Raw genomic sequence first — 23,638 nt, forward strand, 5'->3', positions numbered from 1 at the left:
ATGCAGTTCAATATTACTTTTGAGGAGGAGTTTGATAAACTTTACGAGAGCTTTGTTAATGATCCAAAGGGAAAAGAGTATCTAAAATTAGATGGTATCGCTCCAGAAAAAATTGACGTGGGGGCAATGAGTAAGGCTTATTTTACTTCTAGGCTGGCAGATGCTTCTATAGATACTAATGCTAATGCTAACGAAGAAATAAGTGCTAATAATTATCAGGCTGAGATTACAAAAGGATTGTTAAAGTTAGATGGCTATTATCTGTTATGGAAATACATGAAAAAACGGTTTGGTTTAGAGAGAGCAAATGAGGCTATTAAGGCTATTTGGGAAGGGAAACTTTATTTTCATGATGCCAGCGGCCCAGGTATACAGATTCCTTATTGTGTTGCTTATAGCACTACCCCTATTATGTTGGAAGGGCGGCCTTATGGACAGCTTCATAGTTTACCACCAAAGCGTTCAGATAGCTTCTTGGCTCAAGTCACAGAAACTACAATGGATATGAGTCAAGATTTTGTAGGAGCTGTAGTTCCTTCAGATTTTATAGTTAATTTATGTTATTACTTGAAAAAAGAAGGAATTAATCCTGATTTGGAGGCGGATGCAGATTATATTGTTAATTTGTGGCAGAAATTCGTTCATGTAATGAATAACAAGTTTAGAACTGCGGGGCAATCACCTTTTACAAATATTTCTATTTTTGATCGTCCTAATCTGGAGAAGATTTTTGGTGAAACCGTATATCCTGACGGGTCTAAAGTAGATATAGAATATGTTATGAAGGTACAGAAATTAATTGCGAAGTTTTTTTCAGAAGGTGATCCTGCCACGGGATTGCCATATCGTTTTCCAGTAATGACGGCAAATATCAGTATAGATGAAAAGCGTAAACCTCTTGATGAAGACTTTTTAAATTTTATTGCTGAAACTAACATCAAAATGGGTGTTTATAATATATATGCTAACGAAGGAACAAAGATTGCGACTTGTTGTCGTCTTATAAATAACACTTCTCGTATGACTTACAGGGCCGATTCTTTCGGCAATGGTGGGTTGAACATTGGTAGCCATCGTGTTGTTACTATTAATTTCCCACGTATTGCTCAGGAAGCTAAAAACAAAGACCATTTCTTTGAGCTTTTAGAGGAACGGGTAAAATTAGCACGGGATCTATTGATAGTTCATAGAGAAGAAATTCTAAAACGGCGTATTGACGCTGGCTTTAATAAATTCTTTAAACCTCTTAATTGGTTAAGTTTGAATATGTTCTTTTCGACTTTTGGGATTCACGGCCTCTATGAAATGTGTTATTTCATGGGTGTGCCGATGGAAAGTGAAGAAGGTCAACAGTTTGTGGAAGATATTTTATTGAAATTAGAGGATTATGCTAACCAATTTAGCAAAGAGTGTGGGTACAGTTTTAATGTTGAAGAAGTTCCTGCTGAATCCGCCGCCGTTACCCTGGCGAAGAAAGATAAAGTCGCTGGATTAGTAGAACAACCCTTTGAGTTGTATTCTAATCAATATCTACCTCTTATTGCTGACGTTGATCCAATAGAACGGATTAAACTATCGGGCAGATTTATGAATCTAGTGTCGGGTGGGGGAATAGTTCACCTGAATATCCAGGAACGCATTAAATCTCCTGCTATTATGAAAAAGTTAATTAAACTAGCCTTACAAGCTAAAGTTCCTCACTTTGCGATCAATTACGGTTATGGTATCTGCGAGAATGGTCACACTTCAGTTGTGGGAACTGGAAAGACCTGTCCCATCTGTGGGGGGCCGATTAAAGATTGGATGACTAGAATTATAGGGTATTTTACTCGTATTTCTAGTTGGAATGATGTAAGAAAGAATTACGAGTATCCAAGACGAAAATTTAAATAGGGGGGCGGGCGACCCTCCTTTATTTATAGGGGTGAGATTATGGATAGACAGCTTTTAGAGTTGATTTATGCCCGCATAAATGATCTAGAGTGCCGCTGTAATCCAATTGAAGAATCTAAATTGTTTACCCTTTATCGTTTGGCAGATCGGGTATTAAGTGGAGGCCAGTTAACAGAGGCAGAGATAAAAGCGTATAAACTCAATAAGTATAAGAATGGACTTAAAAATCAAGATAGGTAGTTCGTATATGTATTATGTAAGGGGGTGTTGATTGATGGAATTAGTTAAAAAGAAAGATGATAAGCTGACGGAAGAATTAGTAGCTAGTTTAGTAGGAAAGTTTGTATATGTTCCTACCAACATTTTTGATGTTTCAAATGGAGATGTTTTGGAACAGGAAAATATTTGGTTTGCGGGCCAAGTGGGAGGTTACAGTAAAGTAGTTTTACAGTATGAATATAATACGCAGAGGTTTGCTGAAACTCCTCATGAAGAATTAAACTTACTTTTAACAGATGGAATGGGTTATGCTCTTTCTAACACCAATTGTGAAATGTATGTGATAACTGAAGATGAGTTTATGGAACTTTTAGCTGAACATCATGCTCGCCAAATAGTAAACTCTAAATTATATCTCCCTGGTAGGGATTTTTAATGGAATTGTGGTTAAGTATGAACCCGTTACATTTACAGATTGGTATGGAGAAACATTTTTAAGGGGGATAATTATGAAAATAAATATTAATTACGATACTAATGATCTAAAACGTTTAGTTCTTAATGATTTAAAGTTAAAACTTCCTGGGGTAAATTTTAAGGAAACAGATATTGAAATACTAGTAAAAACCAAACAAAACTATAGAGCAGAGTGGGAGAATGGAGATTTTAAGGCTTTTGTTAACTTTGATTCTTTTAGGGGAGATTTAAATGGATTCTCTGCTTAAAGAGATTTTAGATACCAAGAAATTATTTTTAACAGCTAAGATGAACTATAGGCGGTTTGATAAAACAATACCCGCCCTCTATCGAGATAATATTGGCAATGCTGGCTATGATTTATTTGCACGAGAAGAGGTAACTCTTCAGCCAGGGGAGTATAAACGCATCCCTCTTAATGTAGCAACAGAAATTCCTATCGGGGCGGTGGGCCTCTTGTTTCAGCGGTCAAGTCTCTTTCACCGTTTAGGACTACGGCTGACTAATGGTGTGGGAGTAATTGATGCTTCTTATCGCGGTGATGGCGATGAATGGCAAGCTGAGTTTCAAAATGTAACGGACGAACCTGTAACGGTTCGTAAAGGAGATAAAATTTGTCAAGCAGTATTTGTACCTATTCTCCACATGGAACTTATAGAAAAAGACAGTTTAGGTAATGAAGATCGGGGTGGTTTTGGAAGTACCTTTCATAATGCTTTTGAGGGAGGGGGAGATAATGCAAGAAAGTGATTTATTAAATCAAAAGCTTAAAGAGAAACCTCCTAAAAAGGGATTATTATTTTGTCCTTATTGCCAGACCTGGAGTGCTTTAAAGACAAGTAATGAAGGTTATAAAGTGTTGGAGTGTTGTGGTATCTCTATCAAAGATTTTTATGTTAGGAGGTTAAACCATCTTTGGAGATAAAGAAAGTTAAATTAAAAAAGCACGGTAAAATCTACAGTCTTCTTATGTTTAATTCCGAGCTTATAAAACATGGGTGGGATGTTGGTTCGTTTATTAACGGTTTTCAAATAGTAGCTATTTTACCTTATTCAAATAAAGGAGTTTAGGTAGTATGAAGATAATCGCTTTTGAGGGTATAGATGCTTCAGGAAAAGCTACTCAGGCTGAAATGCTGGCCACCGCTCTTCAGGGGCGGGGGTATAGGGTAATGGTTCAATCTTTTCCTTGTTACGAAAGTCCTATAGGACAACTTCTCAAAAAATGGCTTCGAGGCGAGATAGGATTAGCTCCCCAGGCTGTCCACATGCTTTTTGAAGCAGATAGATATGATTTTTGGGCTAAAAAACCTGTTCTAGAATTAGAAGAATATGATTTTATCATTTTTGACCGCTATACTCTCTCTAACCTGGTTTTTGGAATAGTTAATGGATTGTATTATAGTTGGTTGGAGGCAATGCAGAATGATCTACCAAAACCTGATTTAACTTTTATTCTAGATCTGCCTGTAGAACTTTCTTTTAAACGCAAGAAAAATAGGGATAGATTTGAAAAGGACGAAGAACTGCTCCAGCGAGTACAGGATACTTACATTAAAATAGGTAACTATTTAGTGGATAGATGTAATGATTTAGTACGAATTGTTAATGCGGATAATCCTCCTGAGTTAATCCACCAGGAAATCATTTCTTATGTAGAATTAGTTTTCTTGACTGAAGGGGTAGATAACAATTCGTAAGTTGATTTTATTGCTAGTAATTCTTTTCTATTTAATATATCCTGCTCGTATAAGTGAAGATATAGTGGTGCGTTCCCCGCCACCGTCCGTAAAAATAAGCAGTCGTCATGAAATATCCTTAGAACAAAAACTAGCACAACTTATGTTTGAATATAATACTACTTTAAGTATGGAAACAGCGAGGCAGTATTCAAGAATAGTTTGCAAAGAAGCAGGCATCCATCAAATAGATCCTATTTGGATATTAGCCATAATGTGGCAGGAAAGCCGTTTTGATACTAGAGTGCAATCGGAGGCGGGAGCTAGGGGGTTAATGCAGATACTCCCTAGTACAGCTAGGGAATATGGAGTAAAACCTGATCAGTTATATACTCCTGAAATAAATATCCAGTTAGGCATAAAATATCTTGCCTACTTACAGAAACAATTTAATGGTAATTTATTTCTGGCGACGACAGCCTATAATCAGGGGATTGGAAATGTTAAAAGAGGAGAATACAATACTGTCTATACGAAAAAAGTTCAAAGACACTATGAACAAATGAAAAAGTCTATTTCTAGTAGGTGAAGACGTTAGAAAAAATTATGAACTGTAATATACTCATGTTGTACCTATTTAAATTTTAACTATTAAGGAGGAATTATTTATGCAGGTTTTCAAGAAAGATTTGGCGGCAATTTATGCAGAAATAGCAGGCATTACTAAAGTGGAAGCAGATAGACGAATTACTACGATACTGGAACTGATTAGTTCTTATTTAGAAGAAGGTTATGATGTTAAGCTGAGTAATTTCTTTAATTTCTTTGTAAAAGAGCGGGCGGCAAAGGAGGGTATTAATCCGATTACTAAAGAACCTATGACCATCCCCGCCACCAGGACTGTTCACGTTAAAATGACTAAATCTCTTAAAGAACGTATTCAGGGTAAAAGGTAATTTGGTGGGGGTTAGACCCCCACCTCGCTTTTGAGGGGGTATTTTATGAAGTTGCCGAAACATATACAGGAAAACTTAAAACGTAATAAACATTATTACGATATGACAGGGCCTAATATTGAACGATGTAAAGTAGATCCCGATTATTTGGGTGAAGCTATTTTAGTTAATGAAAACCTTATTTGGTACAGCGTTCATAAATATATTGGCAATCCTGATACTATTGTAAAAAATAACTGCATAGAAAAGGATGATATTCTCCAGTTAGGAAGAATGGGTTTTATAAAAGCTATTAAGGCCTTTGACACTAAACGGGGGATAAAGTTTTCCTCTTTTGCTGTTACAGCTATAGTGAGAGAAATAAGATGTTTTTTACGTGATTCTGGTAGCATCATCCGCCCCACCCGCACGGCCAATGAATTAATAAATAAAATCCGTAAGATAGAAAATGAGTTTGGTTACTTACCTTCTGTAGAAGAGTTAGAGGTTTTATTAGGAGAAGATAAAGAAAAGATAAATAAGGCTCTTCAAGTAGGCAGAACAGTAAAATATCTTGATGAAGAGGTGGCCGCGGGCGGGGAGCAATCATCATTAACCTTATTAGACCTTATAGATTCAAATTCTGATTTAGAAGATGATATTTTAGATAAGGTTTATGTAGATTCAGTTTTGGATAAGTTAAGTGATAAACTAACAGAAAAAGAAATGAATGTATTACGTTTGAGGTTAGCTGGTTATTCTCAAACGCAGACCGCCGCCAAAGAACATATATCTCAAATGAGAGTTAGCAGAATAATGAAAAAAGTTGCTTTATTAATCAAGGAACATCCTGATTTGAAAACCCTTTTAAGTAGTGCTTAGGCACTACTTTTAGTCTATTCTAAACTAAAAGGAGAGTGGGTTATATGGGTGTTCCTGCGACTAGTGGACAATTGAGGACTAGTTTATTTGATATGCAAATTGGTGATTATATTGCTTGTCGTTATACAGCTACAACAAGTGGTGCAGTAGGTACTTTTCGTGAATTAGGAACTTGTATTGCTTCTGAAATTCCTGTTACAGGAAGTGCTACTCCTGATGGGTTATTTTATTTTATTAAAGTAGATAAGGGATTACTTATTGCCGATAGGGTAGTTCAACATAGTATTAGTTGGAATACATTAAATAATGGAGATTTTATAAAAGGAAAACTATGGTTATTTAATACAGCCAAAGCAAGTCTTCCTGCGGGGACGACTCTTGTTTCAGGTACAAGTGTGATAGCAGTTACAGATGGTATAATTAGACATAGTAGTAATAATTTTTATGTAGATAATCAAAATCTATTTTTTTCTTCGGGAGAAACAGCAGTTATTTTAGAAATGGTAGAGGAGGTAATTATAAATCAGCTTTTTGTGAATCCTGCTGTTGGTTACAGCTCCGCCGTAGGGGAATTTAACATGCTAAAGGATTTTGAGTTATATGTTAGCAATGATAAAATTAATTGGACATTAATTTTTTCTGGTTCTTGTCCAAGTTCACCATTAGGTGGCCCTTTTATTTATTCTATTACGTCTCAGATACCTTATAAATACTATAAATTAAAAGGTTTATCCACTTATTATTCAGGAATAGGGCTTGGTGAAGTTGCAATTAATCCACATTATATATCTTATCGTTCCCTCTCTAGTGGTTGTGCTTATGCTGATGCTAACGGTAATTCTGCCACTACTGACCAAGGATATGGTGGATGGCCTACTAATAATGAGTGGGATAAATATATAGTAAACAGTAATTTAGGAGGCAAAATAATTCCTGGTGATAATAATGTCTGGCATTGGAGTAATCTTTATACTTGGGTACAAGATACTCCAATTACAACAATCGGAGCTTCTTCTAACAGAATATACAGGGGTAAGGATAGTGTAAATAAGCTACTTCAAATAGCAAGCAGTACAGCTAATACTACAATCGGTTTTCGGCCTGTTTTAGAGTATTTAGAATTAGGATCAAAAGCTACTACGATGTGGTACTAAATAACTTTTAACTCTCCCGCCTCCCACGGGTGGGGGTAAGAGGTGGTATTAAATGGCTGTAGTTGGACAACAATTAACTGCCCCCGAATCGGGATGGAAACGATATGACGATAAAAACCCATGTTTCAAATATCAAGGACAATGGGCTGATTATGTATATTCTTCTCATTATCAAGGTTCACATAAAGCTACATCTATACAAAATGATAAAGTATCTTTTAAATTTTACGGAACTAAATTAAGAATAATTGGTTATCGTTCATCTGAGTATTCAACGAGTATTGAAATTAAGATAGATGGCATTGCTTATATTTACTCACAACAAGGTGCTTCACAATTTCAAACAATTCTCTTTGAGGCAACAGGTTTAATGCTTGATCAACATTTAGTTGAAATCAAAAAACTAGATGCTTCTGGAACAAATGCTTATATAGGTCTTGATGCAATAGATATAGACTCTACAGGCCGTCTCCTTCATCCAGATGAAGTCACTAGTATTTATGATCTTAGTGTAGGCAAACGTATTCGCTGTCATTATACAGCAGGTTCTAATCAGTTTGGTACTTTTTCTGATTTAGGAAAAGAAACTAGTGATTTTATACCCTCTGCTTCCACGGCTACCCCCAACGGGGATTTTTATTGGATATGTGTAGGATATGATTATTTAGAGCGATTAAAATTAGTTGCAGATAGAAATATTCAAATTGGAATATCTTGGGATACACTAAATGCGGCGGGAATAGTAACTGGAAAAGAAATATATTTTACAGAAGTACCTTCTGCTAAATTTAATATTCGTTTACTTACTGGTGGAATATCTTCTACAGATAAAGATAATGAGTGGGATAAGATTATAGTAGAAAGTAATTTAGGAGGTACTATAACTCCTGGAGACAATAATGTATGGAATTGGAATGGTGTTTGGAGTTTAACTTCAACTACTCGAACTGAAATAGGTGCTACTGCTAGAGTAGTACGAGGTCAGGCATTTGTAGCTAACTATAGTCACGTTTATACTCCTGACACAAGCTCTACATCTGGCCCCGTGGGATTTCGACCTGTTCTTCTTTCTTCTCTTCCTTCCTTTGAGATAGAAAGTAAAGAATTAATACCTTCTACTGTTTGGTATACTGATACAGGAACGATAACTTTATCAGCTTCTATTACTCATCTAAATAATATACAGATTCAATATAGGATTTTGGTAAATAATAATCAGGTTTATCCTACTGAAGGGTACACTTCTCTTCAGCCCACTCCCACCACCATAGTGGTGACATTTGATAAAACACTATTAACAGAAAGAGAAAATTTAATAGAATTACAAGTACAAGATGAATACGGTAATAAAACATCCTGGGATTATACAATTATTAAAGAGAATATAGATACCGTTACTGCTGAACGTAGATTTGAGTTTCCTGGAGAATGGAATCAGGAAGATAACAGTAAAATAAGCATCGAGTTGGGCGGGGGGCTAAAATTAGTAGAAGGGGTTTTAAATCAAGATTACTATGTTACTACCACTAATTTAAATCACATAATAACTTTGGGGAGATCTAATATTATTAATGTAGTAGTGGATGGTAGTGATGATATAATTGAGAACGTAAATTTTATTGAGGATATGACTACTCCTACCCCCCTGGGGGCGGGATATGTGAGTGAATATGATTTAAGGTTAAATCGGTTTACTGATATAAATACAATCGCAGTTATAATAAAGTAAAGACATAAATGCATCAGAAAAATATAAGTCTATTTAAGGGATTAAGTAAGTAGAGGTGATATAAGATGGCTATTAAAACAGTTATATTTAAAGGACTTACAGCTATTGGATATGCTTATACTGCTATGGGTGGTATTCGCTTTTATGATGGAGCAGGAAAGATGATTACATTAGGGTCTATCATATCTGAATCAATAACTGAGGGTGAATTTACAAATGCAGTGGTGACCGCCACAAATTCTTATAATAATTCTTACACCCCTGTAGATGCTTTTAATACTAATATCTCTCAAACACAAAACTATCCTGATGGATATTGGCTATCTTCTTATGATAATCAGGCCCTTACCATTGAATTTAAAACGGCTGTAACAGGTATAAGTAAAATTGAATTTAATGTAACACCAGATACTTTTTATACAGATAGGGCAGTAGATAACCCATTTACGATTGAAATATATAACGAAAACAAAATGTTGATTAAATCATATTCTGTTATACCAAATACATCGGGTCGTAATAATATTAATAAATTAAATACACCTGAATTAATATGGAAGTATCTCTTTAAAGATGGAGTAGATATAAAGAAATATGATTCCTTAACTTCTTCTTGGGTTATCGTTGGCCCCGCTCCCGCTACCGAATCTATGTTTATAACAGATGGTATGGATAACTTAAATTCTATAGTTACCCCCGATTCTTCAGGAATAAAACCTATATTTCATTTAAATAATCCCATACTATTAGTGTATTCACAAACAGTACAACAATTAAAATCAAACCTAAATATTGTAGCAGAAAAGCGTACTAGATTTTTAGTATCTAAAGATGGATGCCTAACCTGGTATGCTTTCAAAGATGGGATTTGGAAACAAGTAGCCCTAACTGATATAAATGACAAAGGTATGTCTAAAACAGAACTTCAAGCTATTACTTCTGATCAGTGGAAACAATGGTTTACTAGGGGTACTTTAGATTTTGCTGTTTCTTTAAAAACAACTAATCCTTACAGCTCCCCCACCCTCAATAAGATTACTGTTAATTTCCCTGTTAATCAAGCTCCCCTCATTCAGAATCCTTCATTAACTCCCGACACAATCCATAATGAGTGGGTGGAGCTAAGGGCTACAGTGGAGGACTTGGAGGGAGATCAGTTCCAGTATCAGGTATGGATTAATGGTTCTCAGGTATATCCCACCACAGCAGGGGAGTGGTCGCCGCTTTTAAATTCAGGAGAAAGTATATTCAAAGCCTATAACTATCCTTACTTTAGGGTTGGAACAAATGTTGTAAAACTGATAGTGCGGGATAAAAGAGGTTTAACTAGAGAATGGTCAAGCAATGTAACAGTAACGAATATTAATCCTACGATAACAATATCCCACGGCAATTTCTCTTTAGTAGGAACTATTGGTGATGATAATAGCGATAGTGTAGCATATAGGATACTAATTAATGGTAGACAAGTTTTTCCAACTGAAGGTAATAATATAATTGACGGAATACTTTATAGCGATTTTGCGCCTTCCCCCCGTCAGATTAAATACGAGTGGGGAAGTAATGATGTTCGTTTTGGGGTTCCTAACACCTTCACAATAGAAGTAATAGATAACTTTAAAGGTAAGGGATTGGCAGAGTTTCAAGTAGTAGGAACTTACAAAGGTATTCTATTTATGGATGAACAGGGTAACTTTTATTCTACAGACAAAGGAGAAATTCTAAAATATCTAGATTTTGGTACTTTAATAGCAGGACAAGAAACTGAACCTAAATTAGTTTATTTAAAGAATCAGAACGGTTTCGATGTGGAAAATGTAGAATTAAAAGTAACCGATAATCTACCTCCTGGTGTTAATGTTTATATTAGTAAGTCTAATCAACCTTTTGAGTATAATATGGTTATTAATCACTCAGGCGTTCTACAAGACGAAGAAACTATACCTTTTTATGTTAAGTTAGTAACCGATAAAATGGCTGAAGCAGGTGTTTCTTTTGAAATTACAACTAAAGCCTCACCTGTAACTTAAAGCTAATCTTTGTTCTACACTAAGGGGAGGAAGAAATGTAGTGAAGGGGGAGGGAGAGCCGCAAGCGGCCAAAATATGATGGACTTAACACAAATTCTTAATGAAGTTATTTTGTATTTACATGACGCCACCACCAGAGTAAAACCTGTTTTTGTTATTCTAGTATCTTTTTTAAATTATATTTTATTCCCTGATGCCGCCTATATACCTGCGGCGGCGGCCCTAGGCGGGGCTATGTTATTAGATATTATCACGAAATACTATGCTTTAAGTGTTAAGAGTAATGGAATAAAAAACGCTATTAAAAATAAAGAAATTTCTTCAGAAACATTATGGGCAGGGTCGCGGCGTAAGATAATCAGCTATTTAGTTGTAATGGTTCTTTGTGGATTGAGTGTTAGAGTAACTATGTTGGTTACTGTAGCCGTATTTCTATCCACTATTGCTTATTCCATAATGTTTCTTCGTGAGTCTCAAAGTGTCATTGAGAATCTAATAGACGCAGGACATACAGATTTAGAGTGGTTGTTATTCTGGCTAAGGAAAAAAGAAGAAACTGTGTTAGATAACAAAACTCAGGTTACAGCTCCTATTGAACAAGTAATTATAGAAAAAGCTAATAATATTACTCCCGCCCCCACACAAAGAGGAACCAGCACTCCTACTGAGGGTGGGGATGTTAAAGGAGATGCTGACTGGGATGCCAGGATATAGTGTGATACAACGATGGTTAACTCCAAACAGATATAGTCGTCCTCAAAGGCCGATTATCAAAATCAAAGGAATTGTAATCCATTGGGTGGCTGTTCCTAATGGACGAGCAGAGGGGGTTTATAATTTCTTTGAAAACCGAAAGTATGGAAAAAATGATTTTGGTTCGGCGCATGAAGTTATTGATTTAGATGGTTCTATTATTCAAATGATACCACCAAATGAAATGGCCTATGCAGTAGGAGCTTACAAATATACTCAAAAGGCTTTAAATGAACTAAGCAGCTACCCGAATGATTGCACTTATTCAATTGAATGTTGTCATGTTGATTGGGATGGCACAATGACAGCAACTACTTATAATACTTTGGTAACTAGGTGTGTAGACCTCTGTACTCAGTGGGGTTTAGATCCTCTGCGTAATTTGTGGCTACATTATGAAATTACAGGTAAAGATTGCCATAGGTGGTTTGTTAATCACCCTGATGAGTGGGCTAAATTTAAACAACTTGTTGCTGATCATAAGAATAATAAAGTAGAGGAGATGGTTACAGTGGCGATTGAAGAATGGCAGAAAGAAATTGGTATTAAAGCGGTGCAAGAATTAGCCAGCAATGAAAATAGACTTATTAGCAATCCCGAAGAATGGATTGCAAGGATTGCTGAAAATACTCCTAACTGGCTTTTCTTTGAAATGCTTCGACGATTAAATGCTAAAATTAATAAAATTAAATAGGAGGAATAAATATGATTGATTGGAAACGCAAATTATCAAGTCGTAAATTTTGGGCTTTATTAGCTGGTCTGGCTACTTCGATTTTGGTACTTACTAACGCTAATAATGACACTATCACAAAAGTAGTGGCCGTTATTACAGCAACAGGATCGGTAGTAGGTTATATGTTTTCAGAAGCCTATGTAGATGGTAAGGCAGTTGATGAAGCTAATAACAACCCCACCGCTGTGGTAAATATTAATTCAGAGAAACCCCTGTAAAGGGGTTTTATTTTTCTGATAATTACGTCTATCCTTTGTAGCTTAAAAGAAGGTGGGGCGGGGGCGTATATGTTTTATGAAAGGGGGATCAACAATGTCAATGAAAAATTTAGCGGATAGCATTTTTCAAGAGACAGTACCAGAACTAAACAAAGAATTACTACAAGAATATTATGAACGTAGCCAGCGTCAAAAGGAAGATAAAAAATGGCTAGAAAAGTATAAACCCATCATTATTCAATCTCTACAAAATGCAGGTAAGAATAAATTGGAGCAAGAAGGTTTTAGAGTTTCTATTACAATTCCTAATACATCTCATTTTGATATGGAAAAAGTATTAGTTTTTCTTAAAGAAAAGCAGTTGGGATGTTTAAAGGAGGTTGTAGATGAAGAAGCATTAACCCAAGCTATAGAGGAGGGGGTTATAGATTTAGAAGAATTAAAAGCGGTGGCCTGGATAGAGGATAAAGGGACTCCCCGTCTTACAATAAAGAAGGTATCTTCAGATGATTAAAGTTGGAGATCCTGTACTTATTAATCCCCGCCACTCATTAAAGTTTAGTAGGAAGATTGGATTTGTAGAGGTAATTTTATTAGATACACTGCTTAATATTGGTGTTTCTTTTGATGATACAAGACAACTTTATTATTTCTCTGCTGATGAGCTTATAACAATGGAAGAACTTGATATGTGGAATAGACTAGGGCCAGTCTATTGCCGTTATTGCGGTAAAGATATTACAGGACAATTTAGCTTTCTCTGTGAAGATTGTGAGTATCCAATTTATAAGGAGGAATAATTTATGGATAGTCTTGAAAAAGCACTAGAGGTTGTTAGGAAATTAGCAGATGAAAACGAAGATTTACGGGCGGAAATTACACATCTTAAACAAAAAATAGGAGATTTAATTCAAGAAAAGAAACAGTTAGAAACTGAACATGATACTGTTTTAATAGCTTTACTGGCTATAATTGAACAATGTGGGGGAGAAGTGCAAATAACAGAAGAAGAAATTAAAGACATTGGAGATAAAATTGAGGTAATACTTAATCCAGAAAAATCCTCTGTTACATTAAAGGCCATTAAGGATGAAGAATAATGTTACCGCTAGAAGATAAAAGATTTATCTTGTACGCTAACGAAGGTCAGATGTTTGATGTTCTAGTTATGCCTGTAGAAGAAGCAGAAAGAATACTACAAGAGTTCAAGGATACTGGTTCATTTTCTTATTTTGATCCGTGGAGTGGAAAAACTTTAACTAAAACCCCCACCACCCTGCTTCTTACGGAAGTTCTGACGGGGGTGGTAGTTAATAAAGAAAGTATTAATTATTACCAAAAACCTAATTGGATTACTGTAAAATTACAGGAAATCCGCCCCCGTGATTGTGGGGGTTGACATTAATTAAACCTTGCTGGTCAGCAAGAAGGAGGATAAATAATGAAAATTAAGGAAATATATGTGGAAGCTACATTTACAAAGAATCTCGGCAACTATCAGAGCTTTAAACCTACTGCTGGTATTACGTTGATACCTGAAGATGGGGAAAGTTACCGAGAGATTTATAAAAAAGGATGGGATATTGTTGGGGAACAACTTGAAGAACAATTGAAGCTCTTTAATGAAGAACAAAAACATGGAGTAAAGAAGGGGCTGTAAGACAATGAGTAGTTTAATTGTAGAAGTGGTGAGGGTCAATACCCTCACCAAACATCCTAATGCCGATACTTTATGGATTGCTCAAATTAAAGGCTGGAATTGTATTGTTAAAGAAGGTCAATTTAAAGTGGGGGATCTGGCTATTTATATACCTATTGATGCCGTTCTTCCTGAAAAGATGATTGAGGAGTATAAGTTAGATTATTTAAAGAACGGGGGACGGGTAAAGACAATTAAATTAAGAGGTTGTATATCCCAAGGCCTCTTGCTCCCCGTGCCTCCCAACAAACACTGGGTAGAAGGACAAAATGTAGCGGAAGAACTAGGAATTACAAAATGGGAACCGCCTACACCTACTTATGTTTATTATAGTAATTTTAAGGGATCAAAACGAAATCCCAATCCTAACTTTAAAAAGTATACTGATATTGAAAACATAAATAATTATCCTGAAATCTTTAAGCCTGGAGAGCTGGTAGTTATAACCGAAAAAATCCACGGAACTAATTTTAGGGTTGGTAATGTTCCTATTGAAGAAAACAATTGGTGGGCAAGAATAAAGGCTTGGTTTGGCGGCGGGTATGAATTTGTGGTAGGATCTCGAAATGTTCAATTATCTAGTTGTAGTTTATGGAATAAGAAAAAAGTTTGGTACAGTGAAGATGTATATACTAAGATAGCTAAACGTTATAATCTGAATCAAATTTTACCAAAAGATCACATTCTCTTTGGTGAAATCTACGGGAAGGGAATACAAGATTTAACGTATGGATTAGAAAATATTGACGTGGTATTTTTTGACTTAATGGTAAACGGTAAATATGTGGACTACTATGATTTTGTTTCGTTCTGTTCTCGTTTTAACTTACCTACAGTCCCCCTTATTTATATTGGCGAGTATATGCCTTCATTACTGACTCTATATACTTGTGGAAATTCACTTTTATATCCTTCGCAAATGAGGGAGGGGGCGGTAATCAAACCTTTAAAAGAAACAATTGATCCTAGAATTGGCCGTAAAATACTTAAATCAATAAACCCTGAATACTTACTCCGAAAAGGAGCTACAGAATATCATTAAAGGAGAGGAATTAACCTCTCCTTTTTGTATTAATTAGCAAGTAATATTTACATACACCATCTTTTTTAGGTTTAGGTTTAAACAATCCTTGTTTGCATTTACCGCTAATCTGGTCTAGATTTTGGCATATAGGACATTCAGTGTACCACCACCTCATATCTAAACCCTCCAATAATGTGCGATTTAGTCCTTCTCTTCATTATCTAATCTTAACGCTCTTCTTGCCCCTTCATAAGACAGTTTGAAGAGATTCCCTGGTGCTTTCAAATATTGCTCTGCGCTTTTAACTCTATCTTCTGGGCTATAATTAAAATAGCCTCGCTCTAGAAGAATTTTTTGGAATGTGTTGCTTTATAATTTAATTCTAAGATACCCATCTTCAAACATCCACCAGTATTGTTCCTTAAGCAACTTTCTTCCTTGTTCAACATGCTTCAGAAATCTTTCTCTCACATCCTGGCCGTCACATTTTTCGCATACTAGAAAGTTAATTGTCTTTCCTCCGCCGTAGACCCAACGCCAGATGTCTCCTGGCCTAAATTTGTGGCCACAGAGGTAACACCTAAAACGCTGTCCCTTCTCAACACCACCCCACATTCCATTACAGTCTTTTTCTGTTACTATCCTAGGCTTCTGATCCGTAAAGCTCATATTCTCTTGTTTCCTCCTTTTGCGTATCATAAACATATTACTTATTTTCCATCTTCCTCTAGAAAAAGCCCATCCTCATCGAGATCGGTGGCACAAACAGCACATATATATTGGTTTCCCACTAGTCTTGTTACTGGGCCATAGGTTATATAATTATCTGGAGTACCGTGACCAGGCACTATCTGCCGACCTCAACACTCACAAACCATCATGCTACATCTCCCTCTCGCTTTTTCGTTTGTTATGCGTATTTACCTAAAAAGCTCATTATAAAGCTCATTATATGCTTTTTCGTAGTGTTGAGGATTACCATCTCTTTTGACCCATTCATCATAGCAAGCATCTACCTGCCAATGGAAATCAGACCGTGGATTGTTATTTGCATACGCTGATAGCCATATTTTATCTTTGGTTTCTTTAAACAATTCTTCTTTCGTCATTTGGGCTAGTTTTTCTAGATACAATGATTTAGGTTTTCCATAATTGTCATTCCCGCTATATTTGTCCATTTCTTTTCTCTCCTTCGCATTATCTTTGGAATGTATATCATTCTATGAAGTCACGCATAGCCTTTGATCTTAAACGCCGTAATAACTGATCAGATTTATAATGATTTGCACAAGAGCCTGGCCGAAAAAGTTTACACGTTTTCCATAAATAACATCTACCTAAACAAACTATAGGGCCTGACATATTTCTCTCACCTCCTTCGTATTTTCTTTGGAATACGAATTACTTAGTCTCTATTTCAAAGTTAATCTCTCTATATTCCATTAAATTATTGACAAGTATTTCCATACAAATTAACACACATTTTTCGCATATATCTGCCTTGGGGCTTGTTATCATCATTTTTACTTGCTCCTCAGATCTACCGCAAAAACTACAGCTTTTCACAGATAATACCTCCTTCACATTTTAAATTTATGTTCACGAAAATCATAAGCACTATAAAATTTGCCGCCACATTTGAGACATTCTCAAGATACTATTGTTATTATTACCTCCCTCATATTGTTAGTAAGGGTACAAGATTTTTATTGTACCCTTACTGCTTTAAAAATATATTTTAAGCGGCCAATAACTCAAAGGCTTTATCAATTAGAGGATGACCGTCAATGGTCTTAGCAAACAACCGTTCCTTATAAGTTGTGGTTTTACGAAGAGGTTCTGCGTGAGTTGCAAAGTCACTAACTGCATTTATTAAGGCCCATCTTGTTCCCCTATAAAGCTGAAGATCAGGGGCTTGATCATATCGACGCCATAAATCTTCACGAAGTTTAATGATATTATCTTTTTGACGCGGCTTAACTTCGTGAGGGAAGGGAAGAAGTTCATTTATAAAATCTTCTACCTCACTATCACTAATGGATAAATTAACAAGTCTTTCTGCTTCCTCAGTTAAGGAATCAAGATAAGCATAAGCAAGTCCTAATGTTCTTTGAGCTTCCGCAAGTTTGTTTTGCATGTTGCCCATATGGATTGTTGTCCACATCCTCTTGGCAGAGGATAAAGCTAAGTTTAATGTATTCTGGCAAACTATCCGTACAGGAGTTATAGCAACTTTAACTGCTCCCTTGCCATCGTGAGAATTAGTAAAAACTAAGAAAGGTTCAATTCTATCATTTAAGATAGTAATTCGTTCCAATCTTGCCAGCATCCAAACTCTCTTACCACCAGCTAAACTTCCAGCAGTTTCATATCGCACTCCTTCCCCTAAAAGAGCATCAGTAAAAGCAAAGGCTTCCACATTCTGAACTACTTTGTATTGATCACTAACTATTCCAAGCACCTGTTGATCTGTCGATCTAACGTTAGCAACATAACCCTCTACGGGATTTCCATTAACATAAACGGGCACTTGTTCTACTCTCCAATCCAGCCCCGCCAATTCCAGAGCTTTTTTAGAATCGGGAGCTTCTTCAATAACAATACCCAAACCGTGCCAGGGCACTTCTCTAACTGAAAACATTGAATCTACATTTGCAGGCATAATAAAATCCCCCTTTATTTAAATCATACTTTCTATAAACTCTTTAGCTCGCATAGCTTCATTTCTATTTTTAGTTTTCAAAAGAAAATCAGACATTGCTTTCTTTTTTTGAATCACCTCCATAACGTGTTCATCAATAGTATCCTGACAGACTAAATAATAAACAGTAACGGCATTTTTTTGCCCTATACGGTGGGCGCGGGAGAAGGCTTGTTCTACATAGTCATACGACCATTCACAATCTAAAAAGATTACATAGGTGGCGGCAGTGAGAGTTAAACCTTCTCTACACGCTGGAGTACAACCAATAAACAATTTACATGAACTATCATTCTGAAACTTATCTACCTGTTTCTGACGATCAGAAGTCATTATGTCTTTCAACAACTCCTCCTGTTTTTCAGGAGGAAAAGTATGATAATCAGGATACATTTCTAAAAGAAGTTTAAGTGCCGTCTGCTTAGTTTTACCATTAGCGTTCACATCACCATGAATAACAGCAGGATTATATCTTTTATATCGTTCTGTAAGAAGATGAACCATAGGTAAAAATCTAGAGAAAACAATAGCTTTTTGGCCGTTGTTATCAATAATATCCTCCAAGAGTTCATCTAGGGCCTCCAATTTAGCACTCTTACTTTCAGCAGGGGCACCAATAAGAGTAGGGGAGTCAGTAATCTGCTGGAGCCGCAACAATTTTGTTAAAGCAGACGGTATTTTAGTGAGAGAAGTGTCTTTTAAAATCTCTAGGATTTCATTTTTAACTCCATTATATAGGAGTTTCTGTTGGGGACTCATTTCTACTGTAATAGTTTTAAATACAATATCTGGAAGCTCCTTTAATTTATCCTTCTTTAACCTGCGAAGCATATTGTTTTGAATTAGTTTCCGTAACTCCTTGATATTTTTATAACCCACAATTTCTTTATTGTTGTAGCCTCCAAAAATAGCGTACCGTTTTCGGAAGGCCCACCAGTTTTGCTTGATTTTTCCACCCCACTTCAAATAGTTGTAAGCCTCTAATGGACTATTGGGGAGGGGGGTAGCAGTAAGAACATAACGATATTTAAAAGGAATAGAGAAAATAACAGAACCAATTTTACTTTGAGGGTTCTTAACTTTATGGGCTTCGTCTAATACACAGAAATCCAAACCAACCATTTTATGGAGTAAAAGTAAATCATTATAATCCATACGAAATGTTTCGTAGGATATAATAGCAAATGTCCAATCTTGATTATAACGAAGTTCGTTATAAATAGAATTGCGTTGCTGTTGGTTGCCTGCGATTACAACAGCTTTTTGGTAGGTGTGTTTATGAATTTCTTTTAACCAAGTATAAAGCAAGGTAGCTTTACAAATAATTATCCCACGTTGGAGCATACCTAATTTTTTCTTAGCTTCTATTGCCGTAATTACCTGAAAGGTTTTCCCCAATCCTGGGTCGTCACCTAAGATAAGAAACGGTCGCTGGACTAATAAATTAAATCCCTTGACTTGAAATTCACCCCAGGGAGGGATTTTAAATCCCGTTGCCCCCACAATATTTTTATTTTCATCATATTCTACACTGTATCCTGGTACAATAGGCTGATCGGGAATAGTATTTTCATCTATTCCCCCCACTTCTCGATAATTGCCATCTTCATCTTTCCAAATGATCAAAAAATCTTCCATTTTTTCTTCAAAGTCTTTACGGTACTGGTAGGGAACCGCCCACAGTTTACTGCGGGGGTTATACAGAACTCCACGCACTTTCTTCATTTCTTCTTCAATTTGAGGGTTAGGGTGAAAGGAAACTTTAATCCAATCCCTATCTTTGACCCTCACCTTTTCGGCAAGGATCATTTATACCACCTTCCTGTTTTAATTTTTGGTAGCGTCGGTGTAAAGTAGACTTCGGTACCTGCATTATTTTAGCAATCTCATAAAAAGATTTTCCTTCTACATCTTTTAAGTACAATAGAAGATTATCGTCTATTTTTTCTATCTGAAAACCTAACTGTTGAACATAACTTTCTATGTCTAAACCCTTTAAGGAAGCACGATAGAAAAGTTTAAGATAGAGAGAACGATCTAATTTAACTTTACCGTTTTCATTACGAGAAGCTAGAGTTGCCACCAATTCTTCTTCTGACATGGTGTTATTATAAATAACATTGAACCCCAATTTTCTTAGGTGTTCATAAGGTTTTCCTTCCTGGGAAAGATATTTATAAGCGGCAGGGTGAGCGGTTCGTAAATCCGTCAAATTAACCGTATCGCCATAGTAGTATTGGAGGTAGTAACGAATAGTTTCTGGATTACACCAGGAAACTAAATCGTCTATTATTTCTATCCCATTTCGTTTCAAAGTGTCTCGCACTACAGCAAGATTACTAAGCACCACTTTAAATAAATAATAATTTTGTTGTTTAAGGTGGCGGAGGGAAACTATTCCGTTACGAGCATATTTAAGTAATAATTTAGCAGTATGTTTCATTCCAGGACATGGGATAAGTCCAATGATGCATACTCTCGCGCCACCATCTGTAAACCCTGTAACATAGGCAGTTCCCACAATATTTTTTTAGAATCCAAACCAACCAGTTCAATCATACTTTCCAGATCTCTTTTGTCCTGTTCACTGATAGTTTTCGCTTGCATTAAACCAATAAAAACATCCATGATTGCAATTAAGGCCGCCGCTTTTTCTTTTGTTTTCACGTTAAAACCCCCTGATGTAGTCAATAGTTTTCGCATCTACATAACGGCTTGCTTTAGTTAAAGCCCGTAAGATACCTTCTTTATTTCCCATAAAAATAACGTTTAAAATGGGCCTTATATCTTCCAGAGAAATGTAACCGTCTTTTGCCATAGCCAGTAAAGTTAAAACAATTTCAGGTGCTTCCACTGTTCCTTTAAAATATTTCTCTTGTAGTTCTTTACCAATGACCTGGATGCGATTGTCGTCCACTATTAATCCTCCTTACGACAATCTATGCTATAAGTTAATTATAGCAGTTTTTTACTCCAGGTCAATGGTTTATATTTAGTATCCCAAAAGCCTTAGTATAGCATCTTCATATCCCTCCAGAAATCTGGTAGTAAGATCACCTGCGTCAGTTAACCAGTGATTAGTTTCATGTAGTAAAACTCTAGCTAATTTGCGTTCTGAGCTGAAAGCACTTTTAGCAAGGAAAATAGTTTTCTTTTCCTTATCCCAAACCCCCTCCGCATAACTGACAACATTTTCGTCGGTAAGATATTCTACAACAACTATTTTAGGAAAATCCTTAATTGAGCGTAGTCCTAAAGCATGTTTTAGACGCATTTTCACGGACTTTAACATGGAGGCTTCACGTTCATTTAAATGGGCGCGTTCATGTTTGACTTCTAGTTTAATAACTTCTTCCGCTGATTTAAACCCTAAATATCTTAATTCTGAGTACCAAGGGCGGGGGAGGCAAATAAGGGTATACCCTCTATATTCCGCTTCTCGATCAATGTGGTGATTATTAGAGGGAATAACTAACCTGTTACCCCTCGTCTTGTGAGCTTTAGCGATAATTTTTAACCACAACTCACTTTGTTTATCATCTGTAAGGTCATTATAAAATCCATACATAATATCATGATAAGTTTGCCCTTCCAGGGCTAGGTCTACATACTTTTTAATGAAAGCAGGCCCTTGGCGGAAGATTAAACGCCTAATACGAGAATATGCCTTATCTACGTTAACTTGAGAACGATCTCGGTTTATTAAACTTCTATCTTTAAGGTTGTAGGCAAAATAGAGATTTAAAGGATTGGTATTATCTTCCTGCTCAATTCGCACCCCGTTTATCCACAATTCATGAAAACGATTGGGAATAATAGTTTCTTCGCGTATATATTTTTCATTGATACCTGTTAAAACGGCAAAGGAATTGATGGCGTTAGAAAACTCTTCCTCAGTACACTCTATCGTGACGAGTGTCCCTTTAATTCGCTCATTGGGTTCCACATAAATATTAAGTACCTCAGTATTGTGGGGAGTAGATTCAATTTTTCCGTAAAAACTAAATCCTACTGTATCAATACGGTGAAATCTTTTCTCCCGCGCCATCACCAGAAGAAAAAGTTTCCAACCTTCGCCAAAGTTACCAATCCCATCTTCATCATCTTTTTGTTCAGATTCTCCTATATAGAGGTGACGTTTCTTTAAACCTATGTAGTCATCTTGCATTAATCCCATGCCAGTACCTTCATCATATTTGAGGACGGGTTTAGAACCGCTTTTAATGGCACCATAGGCTATATTTTGAGCGGCTTCTTTGATAGCCTGAGTTACAGTCCAGTAACTTACATAATTAGGAGTTAACCCTGTTGGGATAACCTCTGTAGCCATAAGATTATCTCCTTTCTAGGAGGTGGGGGAAGAGTAGCCTCCCCGATAATATTAAATCATTGACATTTATTATATACGTCACAGCCACCCTGATTCTTAATCCCCTGAAATAGTAGTCCCCTCTTCAAGGAGGGTGGGGCAGTCTTTTATAAGACGATAAAGAGTAAATTCATCTAATTCACCTTCACAGGAATTATAATTGGGACATTGCTCACAAAACTCTACAGAAGGAGCTTTACCTGTTTTTTCGTAAATGTAAACAGCACAGTTAGACATGATACTAACCTCCAACACTGAAATTTTTAAACTCACTTTTACACATACTGTAATACAATATAAGTTATTAGACAGCCTAAAATAAAACTACTAAACCAAGTTAATAAAAATCCAAAGAATTTTCCTCTATAGAGGAAGCGCATATAAATACCTCCATTATATAATGGCGATGGGGGGAGAGGCTAATTAAAATCTTACAATTAGCAGACGCAATTAAGCATTTATCTTATTTTCTTTAGGGGTTTTTCTTTTATTTTTGATGGGTAATAATCCCTGCACCCTCCATTATAAAAATAAACCACAGGTAAAGAACATTTTTCTCTTACTTTGTCATAATTTTTACAGTCTTGTTGATTGCACACCCTCACTTCCTCCTCTAATAGATAATAAAAAGGAAATAGGGAACTATAAAACTTATTAGTTTTATAGTTCCCCAAGTCCTTTATCAATATTAACTAAATTTTTCTCATTAAAGGTATTTTTGTCTTAACAAAACAAAGCTGTTAAAGCAAGAAATACGATCCAACCTAGCAGGATTTTGCGAATGGATAGCGAAATAATAGTTTTAGTACCGCGTATGTATTATTACAATATCATTGGTTTATTGTAATGAAAGTACGCGGCTTAGACAGGTTAGAGGAGAATTATCTAGGATTTTCAAGGGTTCGGAGAGGGCGAGACTGGGCGTACGTTTGAGGGGCGTATGGGTACACCCGTGCGGGTTCAAGTCCCGCTCGCCGCACCAGGATAAAACGTGGGTTAAAGCCCACGTTTTATTTTTGTGCGCCCGGCATGGGCGTTAACTTGGTGGTGAAAGTCCACTGCAGGCGAGGCAGCACGAGTCTGCTAGCCAAAGGCAAGGGTGCCCATCGCGAGGTGGGATCCGGAGGAAGCCGGAGGCAA

The 23,638-nt window shown here is 36.2% G+C and carries 33 protein-coding genes; 22 read left to right on the forward strand and 11 right to left on the reverse strand.

Annotated elements, in window-relative coordinates:
- The 22 genes from E308F_RS15365 (at position 1) to E308F_RS15470 (ending at position 15,446) form a co-directional block, all read left to right on the forward strand.
- The gene (locus E308F_RS15365) at positions 1-1,893 is read left to right on the forward strand and encodes an anaerobic ribonucleoside-triphosphate reductase (RefSeq protein WP_141265799.1); all 1,893 of its coding nucleotides are present in this window, start codon (positions 1-3) and stop codon (positions 1,891-1,893) included.
- A 39-nt stretch (positions 1,894-1,932) separates the two neighbouring features.
- On the forward strand, positions 1,933-2,133 hold the full coding sequence (locus tag E308F_RS15370) for a hypothetical protein (protein WP_141265800.1): 201 nt from the start codon (positions 1,933-1,935) through the stop codon (positions 2,131-2,133).
- A gap of 34 nt (positions 2,134-2,167) precedes the next feature.
- Positions 2,168-2,548, forward strand: coding sequence for a hypothetical protein (locus E308F_RS15375; protein ID WP_141265801.1), 381 nt, complete (start codon positions 2,168-2,170; stop codon positions 2,546-2,548).
- A 7-nt stretch (positions 2,549-2,555) separates the two neighbouring features.
- Positions 2,556-2,837: a hypothetical protein gene (locus E308F_RS15380; RefSeq protein WP_216364578.1), complete on the forward strand. Its 282-nt coding sequence runs from the start codon at positions 2,556-2,558 to the stop codon at positions 2,835-2,837.
- Positions 2,821-3,339, forward strand: a complete 519-nt coding sequence (locus tag E308F_RS15385) for a dUTP diphosphatase (protein WP_141265803.1) — start codon at positions 2,821-2,823, stop codon at positions 3,337-3,339. The genes E308F_RS15380 and E308F_RS15385 overlap by 17 nt, the downstream gene beginning before the upstream one ends.
- Entirely contained in the window at positions 3,326-3,514 is a 189-nt protein-coding gene (locus tag E308F_RS15390; RefSeq protein ID WP_141265804.1) for a hypothetical protein, read from the forward strand. The genes E308F_RS15385 and E308F_RS15390 overlap by 14 nt, the downstream gene beginning before the upstream one ends.
- Positions 3,515-3,665: 151 nt before the next feature.
- Entirely contained in the window at positions 3,666-4,289 is a 624-nt protein-coding gene (gene tmk, locus E308F_RS15395; protein ID WP_141265805.1) for a dTMP kinase, read from the forward strand.
- 1 nt (position 4,290) lies between these two features.
- Positions 4,291-4,857: a lytic transglycosylase domain-containing protein gene (locus E308F_RS15400; RefSeq protein ID WP_216364579.1), complete on the forward strand. Its 567-nt coding sequence runs from the start codon at positions 4,291-4,293 to the stop codon at positions 4,855-4,857.
- Positions 4,858-4,936: 79 nt separating this feature from the next.
- On the forward strand, positions 4,937-5,224 hold the full coding sequence (locus E308F_RS15405) for an HU family DNA-binding protein (protein WP_141265807.1): 288 nt from the start codon (positions 4,937-4,939) through the stop codon (positions 5,222-5,224).
- A 45-nt stretch (positions 5,225-5,269) separates the two neighbouring features.
- The gene (locus tag E308F_RS15410; protein ID WP_141265808.1) at positions 5,270-6,085 is read left to right on the forward strand and encodes a sigma-70 family RNA polymerase sigma factor; all 816 of its coding nucleotides are present in this window, start codon (positions 5,270-5,272) and stop codon (positions 6,083-6,085) included.
- Between the two features lie 44 nt (positions 6,086-6,129).
- Entirely contained in the window at positions 6,130-7,239 is a 1,110-nt protein-coding gene (locus E308F_RS15415; RefSeq protein WP_141265809.1) for a hypothetical protein, read from the forward strand.
- 52 nt (positions 7,240-7,291) lie between these two features.
- Positions 7,292-8,968 (forward strand): hypothetical protein, encoded by a 1,677-nt coding sequence (locus tag E308F_RS15420; protein WP_141265810.1) that lies wholly within the window; start codon positions 7,292-7,294, stop codon positions 8,966-8,968.
- Positions 8,969-9,033: 65 nt separating this feature from the next.
- A complete protein-coding gene (locus tag E308F_RS15425; protein WP_141265811.1) occupies positions 9,034-10,998 on the forward strand; it encodes a hypothetical protein in 1,965 nt (654 codons plus the stop codon).
- Between the two features lie 75 nt (positions 10,999-11,073).
- Positions 11,074-11,712 (forward strand): phage holin family protein, encoded by a 639-nt coding sequence (locus tag E308F_RS15430; RefSeq protein WP_141265812.1) that lies wholly within the window; start codon positions 11,074-11,076, stop codon positions 11,710-11,712.
- On the forward strand, positions 11,675-12,445 hold the full coding sequence (locus E308F_RS15435; RefSeq protein WP_141265813.1) for a peptidoglycan recognition protein family protein: 771 nt from the start codon (positions 11,675-11,677) through the stop codon (positions 12,443-12,445). Before E308F_RS15430 ends, E308F_RS15435 begins: the two co-directional genes overlap by 38 nt.
- A gap of 11 nt (positions 12,446-12,456) precedes the next feature.
- Positions 12,457-12,705, forward strand: coding sequence for a hypothetical protein (locus E308F_RS15440; protein ID WP_141265814.1), 249 nt, complete (start codon positions 12,457-12,459; stop codon positions 12,703-12,705).
- Positions 12,706-12,799: 94 nt separating this feature from the next.
- Entirely contained in the window at positions 12,800-13,219 is a 420-nt protein-coding gene (locus E308F_RS15445; RefSeq protein WP_141265815.1) for a hypothetical protein, read from the forward strand.
- On the forward strand, positions 13,212-13,505 hold the full coding sequence (locus E308F_RS15450) for a hypothetical protein (RefSeq protein WP_141265816.1): 294 nt from the start codon (positions 13,212-13,214) through the stop codon (positions 13,503-13,505). The genes E308F_RS15445 and E308F_RS15450 overlap by 8 nt, the downstream gene beginning before the upstream one ends.
- A gap of 3 nt (positions 13,506-13,508) precedes the next feature.
- Positions 13,509-13,805 (forward strand): hypothetical protein, encoded by a 297-nt coding sequence (locus tag E308F_RS15455; RefSeq protein ID WP_141265817.1) that lies wholly within the window; start codon positions 13,509-13,511, stop codon positions 13,803-13,805.
- Positions 13,805-14,104 (forward strand): hypothetical protein, encoded by a 300-nt coding sequence (locus E308F_RS15460; RefSeq protein ID WP_141265818.1) that lies wholly within the window; start codon positions 13,805-13,807, stop codon positions 14,102-14,104. The genes E308F_RS15455 and E308F_RS15460 overlap by 1 nt, the downstream gene beginning before the upstream one ends.
- A gap of 42 nt (positions 14,105-14,146) precedes the next feature.
- Entirely contained in the window at positions 14,147-14,365 is a 219-nt protein-coding gene (locus tag E308F_RS15465; RefSeq protein ID WP_141265819.1) for a hypothetical protein, read from the forward strand.
- A 4-nt stretch (positions 14,366-14,369) separates the two neighbouring features.
- Entirely contained in the window at positions 14,370-15,446 is a 1,077-nt protein-coding gene (locus tag E308F_RS15470; protein WP_141265820.1) for an RNA ligase (ATP), read from the forward strand.
- Positions 15,447-15,797: 351 nt separating this feature from the next.
- Here E308F_RS15470 and E308F_RS15475 read toward each other — a convergent pair whose 3' ends face one another.
- From E308F_RS15475 to E308F_RS16040, 11 genes are all read right to left on the reverse strand, one after another.
- Positions 15,798-16,097: a hypothetical protein gene (locus E308F_RS15475; protein WP_141265821.1), complete on the reverse strand. Its 300-nt coding sequence runs from the start codon at positions 16,095-16,097 to the stop codon at positions 15,798-15,800.
- Positions 16,098-16,348: 251 nt separating this feature from the next.
- Positions 16,349-16,606, reverse strand: a complete 258-nt coding sequence (locus E308F_RS15480) for a hypothetical protein (protein WP_141265822.1) — start codon at positions 16,604-16,606, stop codon at positions 16,349-16,351.
- Positions 16,607-16,829: 223 nt separating this feature from the next.
- Positions 16,830-17,012 (reverse strand): ClpX C4-type zinc finger protein, encoded by a 183-nt coding sequence (locus E308F_RS16985; protein WP_141265823.1) that lies wholly within the window; start codon positions 17,010-17,012, stop codon positions 16,830-16,832.
- A 154-nt stretch (positions 17,013-17,166) separates the two neighbouring features.
- Complete coding sequence (locus E308F_RS15490) at positions 17,167-18,090, reverse strand: DUF932 domain-containing protein (protein WP_141265824.1); 924 nt, start codon at positions 18,088-18,090, stop codon at positions 17,167-17,169.
- 18 nt (positions 18,091-18,108) lie between these two features.
- The gene (locus E308F_RS15495) at positions 18,109-19,938 is read right to left on the reverse strand and encodes a DEAD/DEAH box helicase (RefSeq protein ID WP_141265825.1); all 1,830 of its coding nucleotides are present in this window, start codon (positions 19,936-19,938) and stop codon (positions 18,109-18,111) included.
- Positions 19,904-20,572 carry a hypothetical protein gene (locus E308F_RS15500; RefSeq protein ID WP_141265826.1) on the reverse strand — a complete coding sequence of 223 codons (669 nt, stop codon included), beginning with the start codon at positions 20,570-20,572 and terminating at the stop codon, positions 19,904-19,906. Before E308F_RS15500 ends, E308F_RS15495 begins: the two co-directional genes overlap by 35 nt.
- Positions 20,569-20,796: a hypothetical protein gene (locus E308F_RS15505; protein ID WP_141265827.1), complete on the reverse strand. Its 228-nt coding sequence runs from the start codon at positions 20,794-20,796 to the stop codon at positions 20,569-20,571. Before E308F_RS15505 ends, E308F_RS15500 begins: the two co-directional genes overlap by 4 nt.
- Position 20,797: 1 nt before the next feature.
- Positions 20,798-21,046 (reverse strand): hypothetical protein, encoded by a 249-nt coding sequence (locus E308F_RS15510; protein WP_141265828.1) that lies wholly within the window; start codon positions 21,044-21,046, stop codon positions 20,798-20,800.
- Between the two features lie 75 nt (positions 21,047-21,121).
- Positions 21,122-22,459, reverse strand: coding sequence for a hypothetical protein (locus E308F_RS15515; protein WP_141265829.1), 1,338 nt, complete (start codon positions 22,457-22,459; stop codon positions 21,122-21,124).
- A gap of 96 nt (positions 22,460-22,555) precedes the next feature.
- Positions 22,556-22,735 (reverse strand): hypothetical protein, encoded by a 180-nt coding sequence (locus tag E308F_RS15520; RefSeq protein ID WP_141265830.1) that lies wholly within the window; start codon positions 22,733-22,735, stop codon positions 22,556-22,558.
- Positions 22,736-22,956: 221 nt separating this feature from the next.
- Positions 22,957-23,097, reverse strand: a complete 141-nt coding sequence (locus tag E308F_RS16040) for a hypothetical protein (RefSeq protein ID WP_172613990.1) — start codon at positions 23,095-23,097, stop codon at positions 22,957-22,959.
- Positions 23,098-23,638: the final 541 nt, after the last annotated feature.

The organism is Moorella sp. E308F (genome assembly GCF_006538365.1).
Taxonomy (GTDB): domain Bacteria; phylum Bacillota; class DSM-521; order Neomoorellales; family Neomoorellaceae; genus Neomoorella.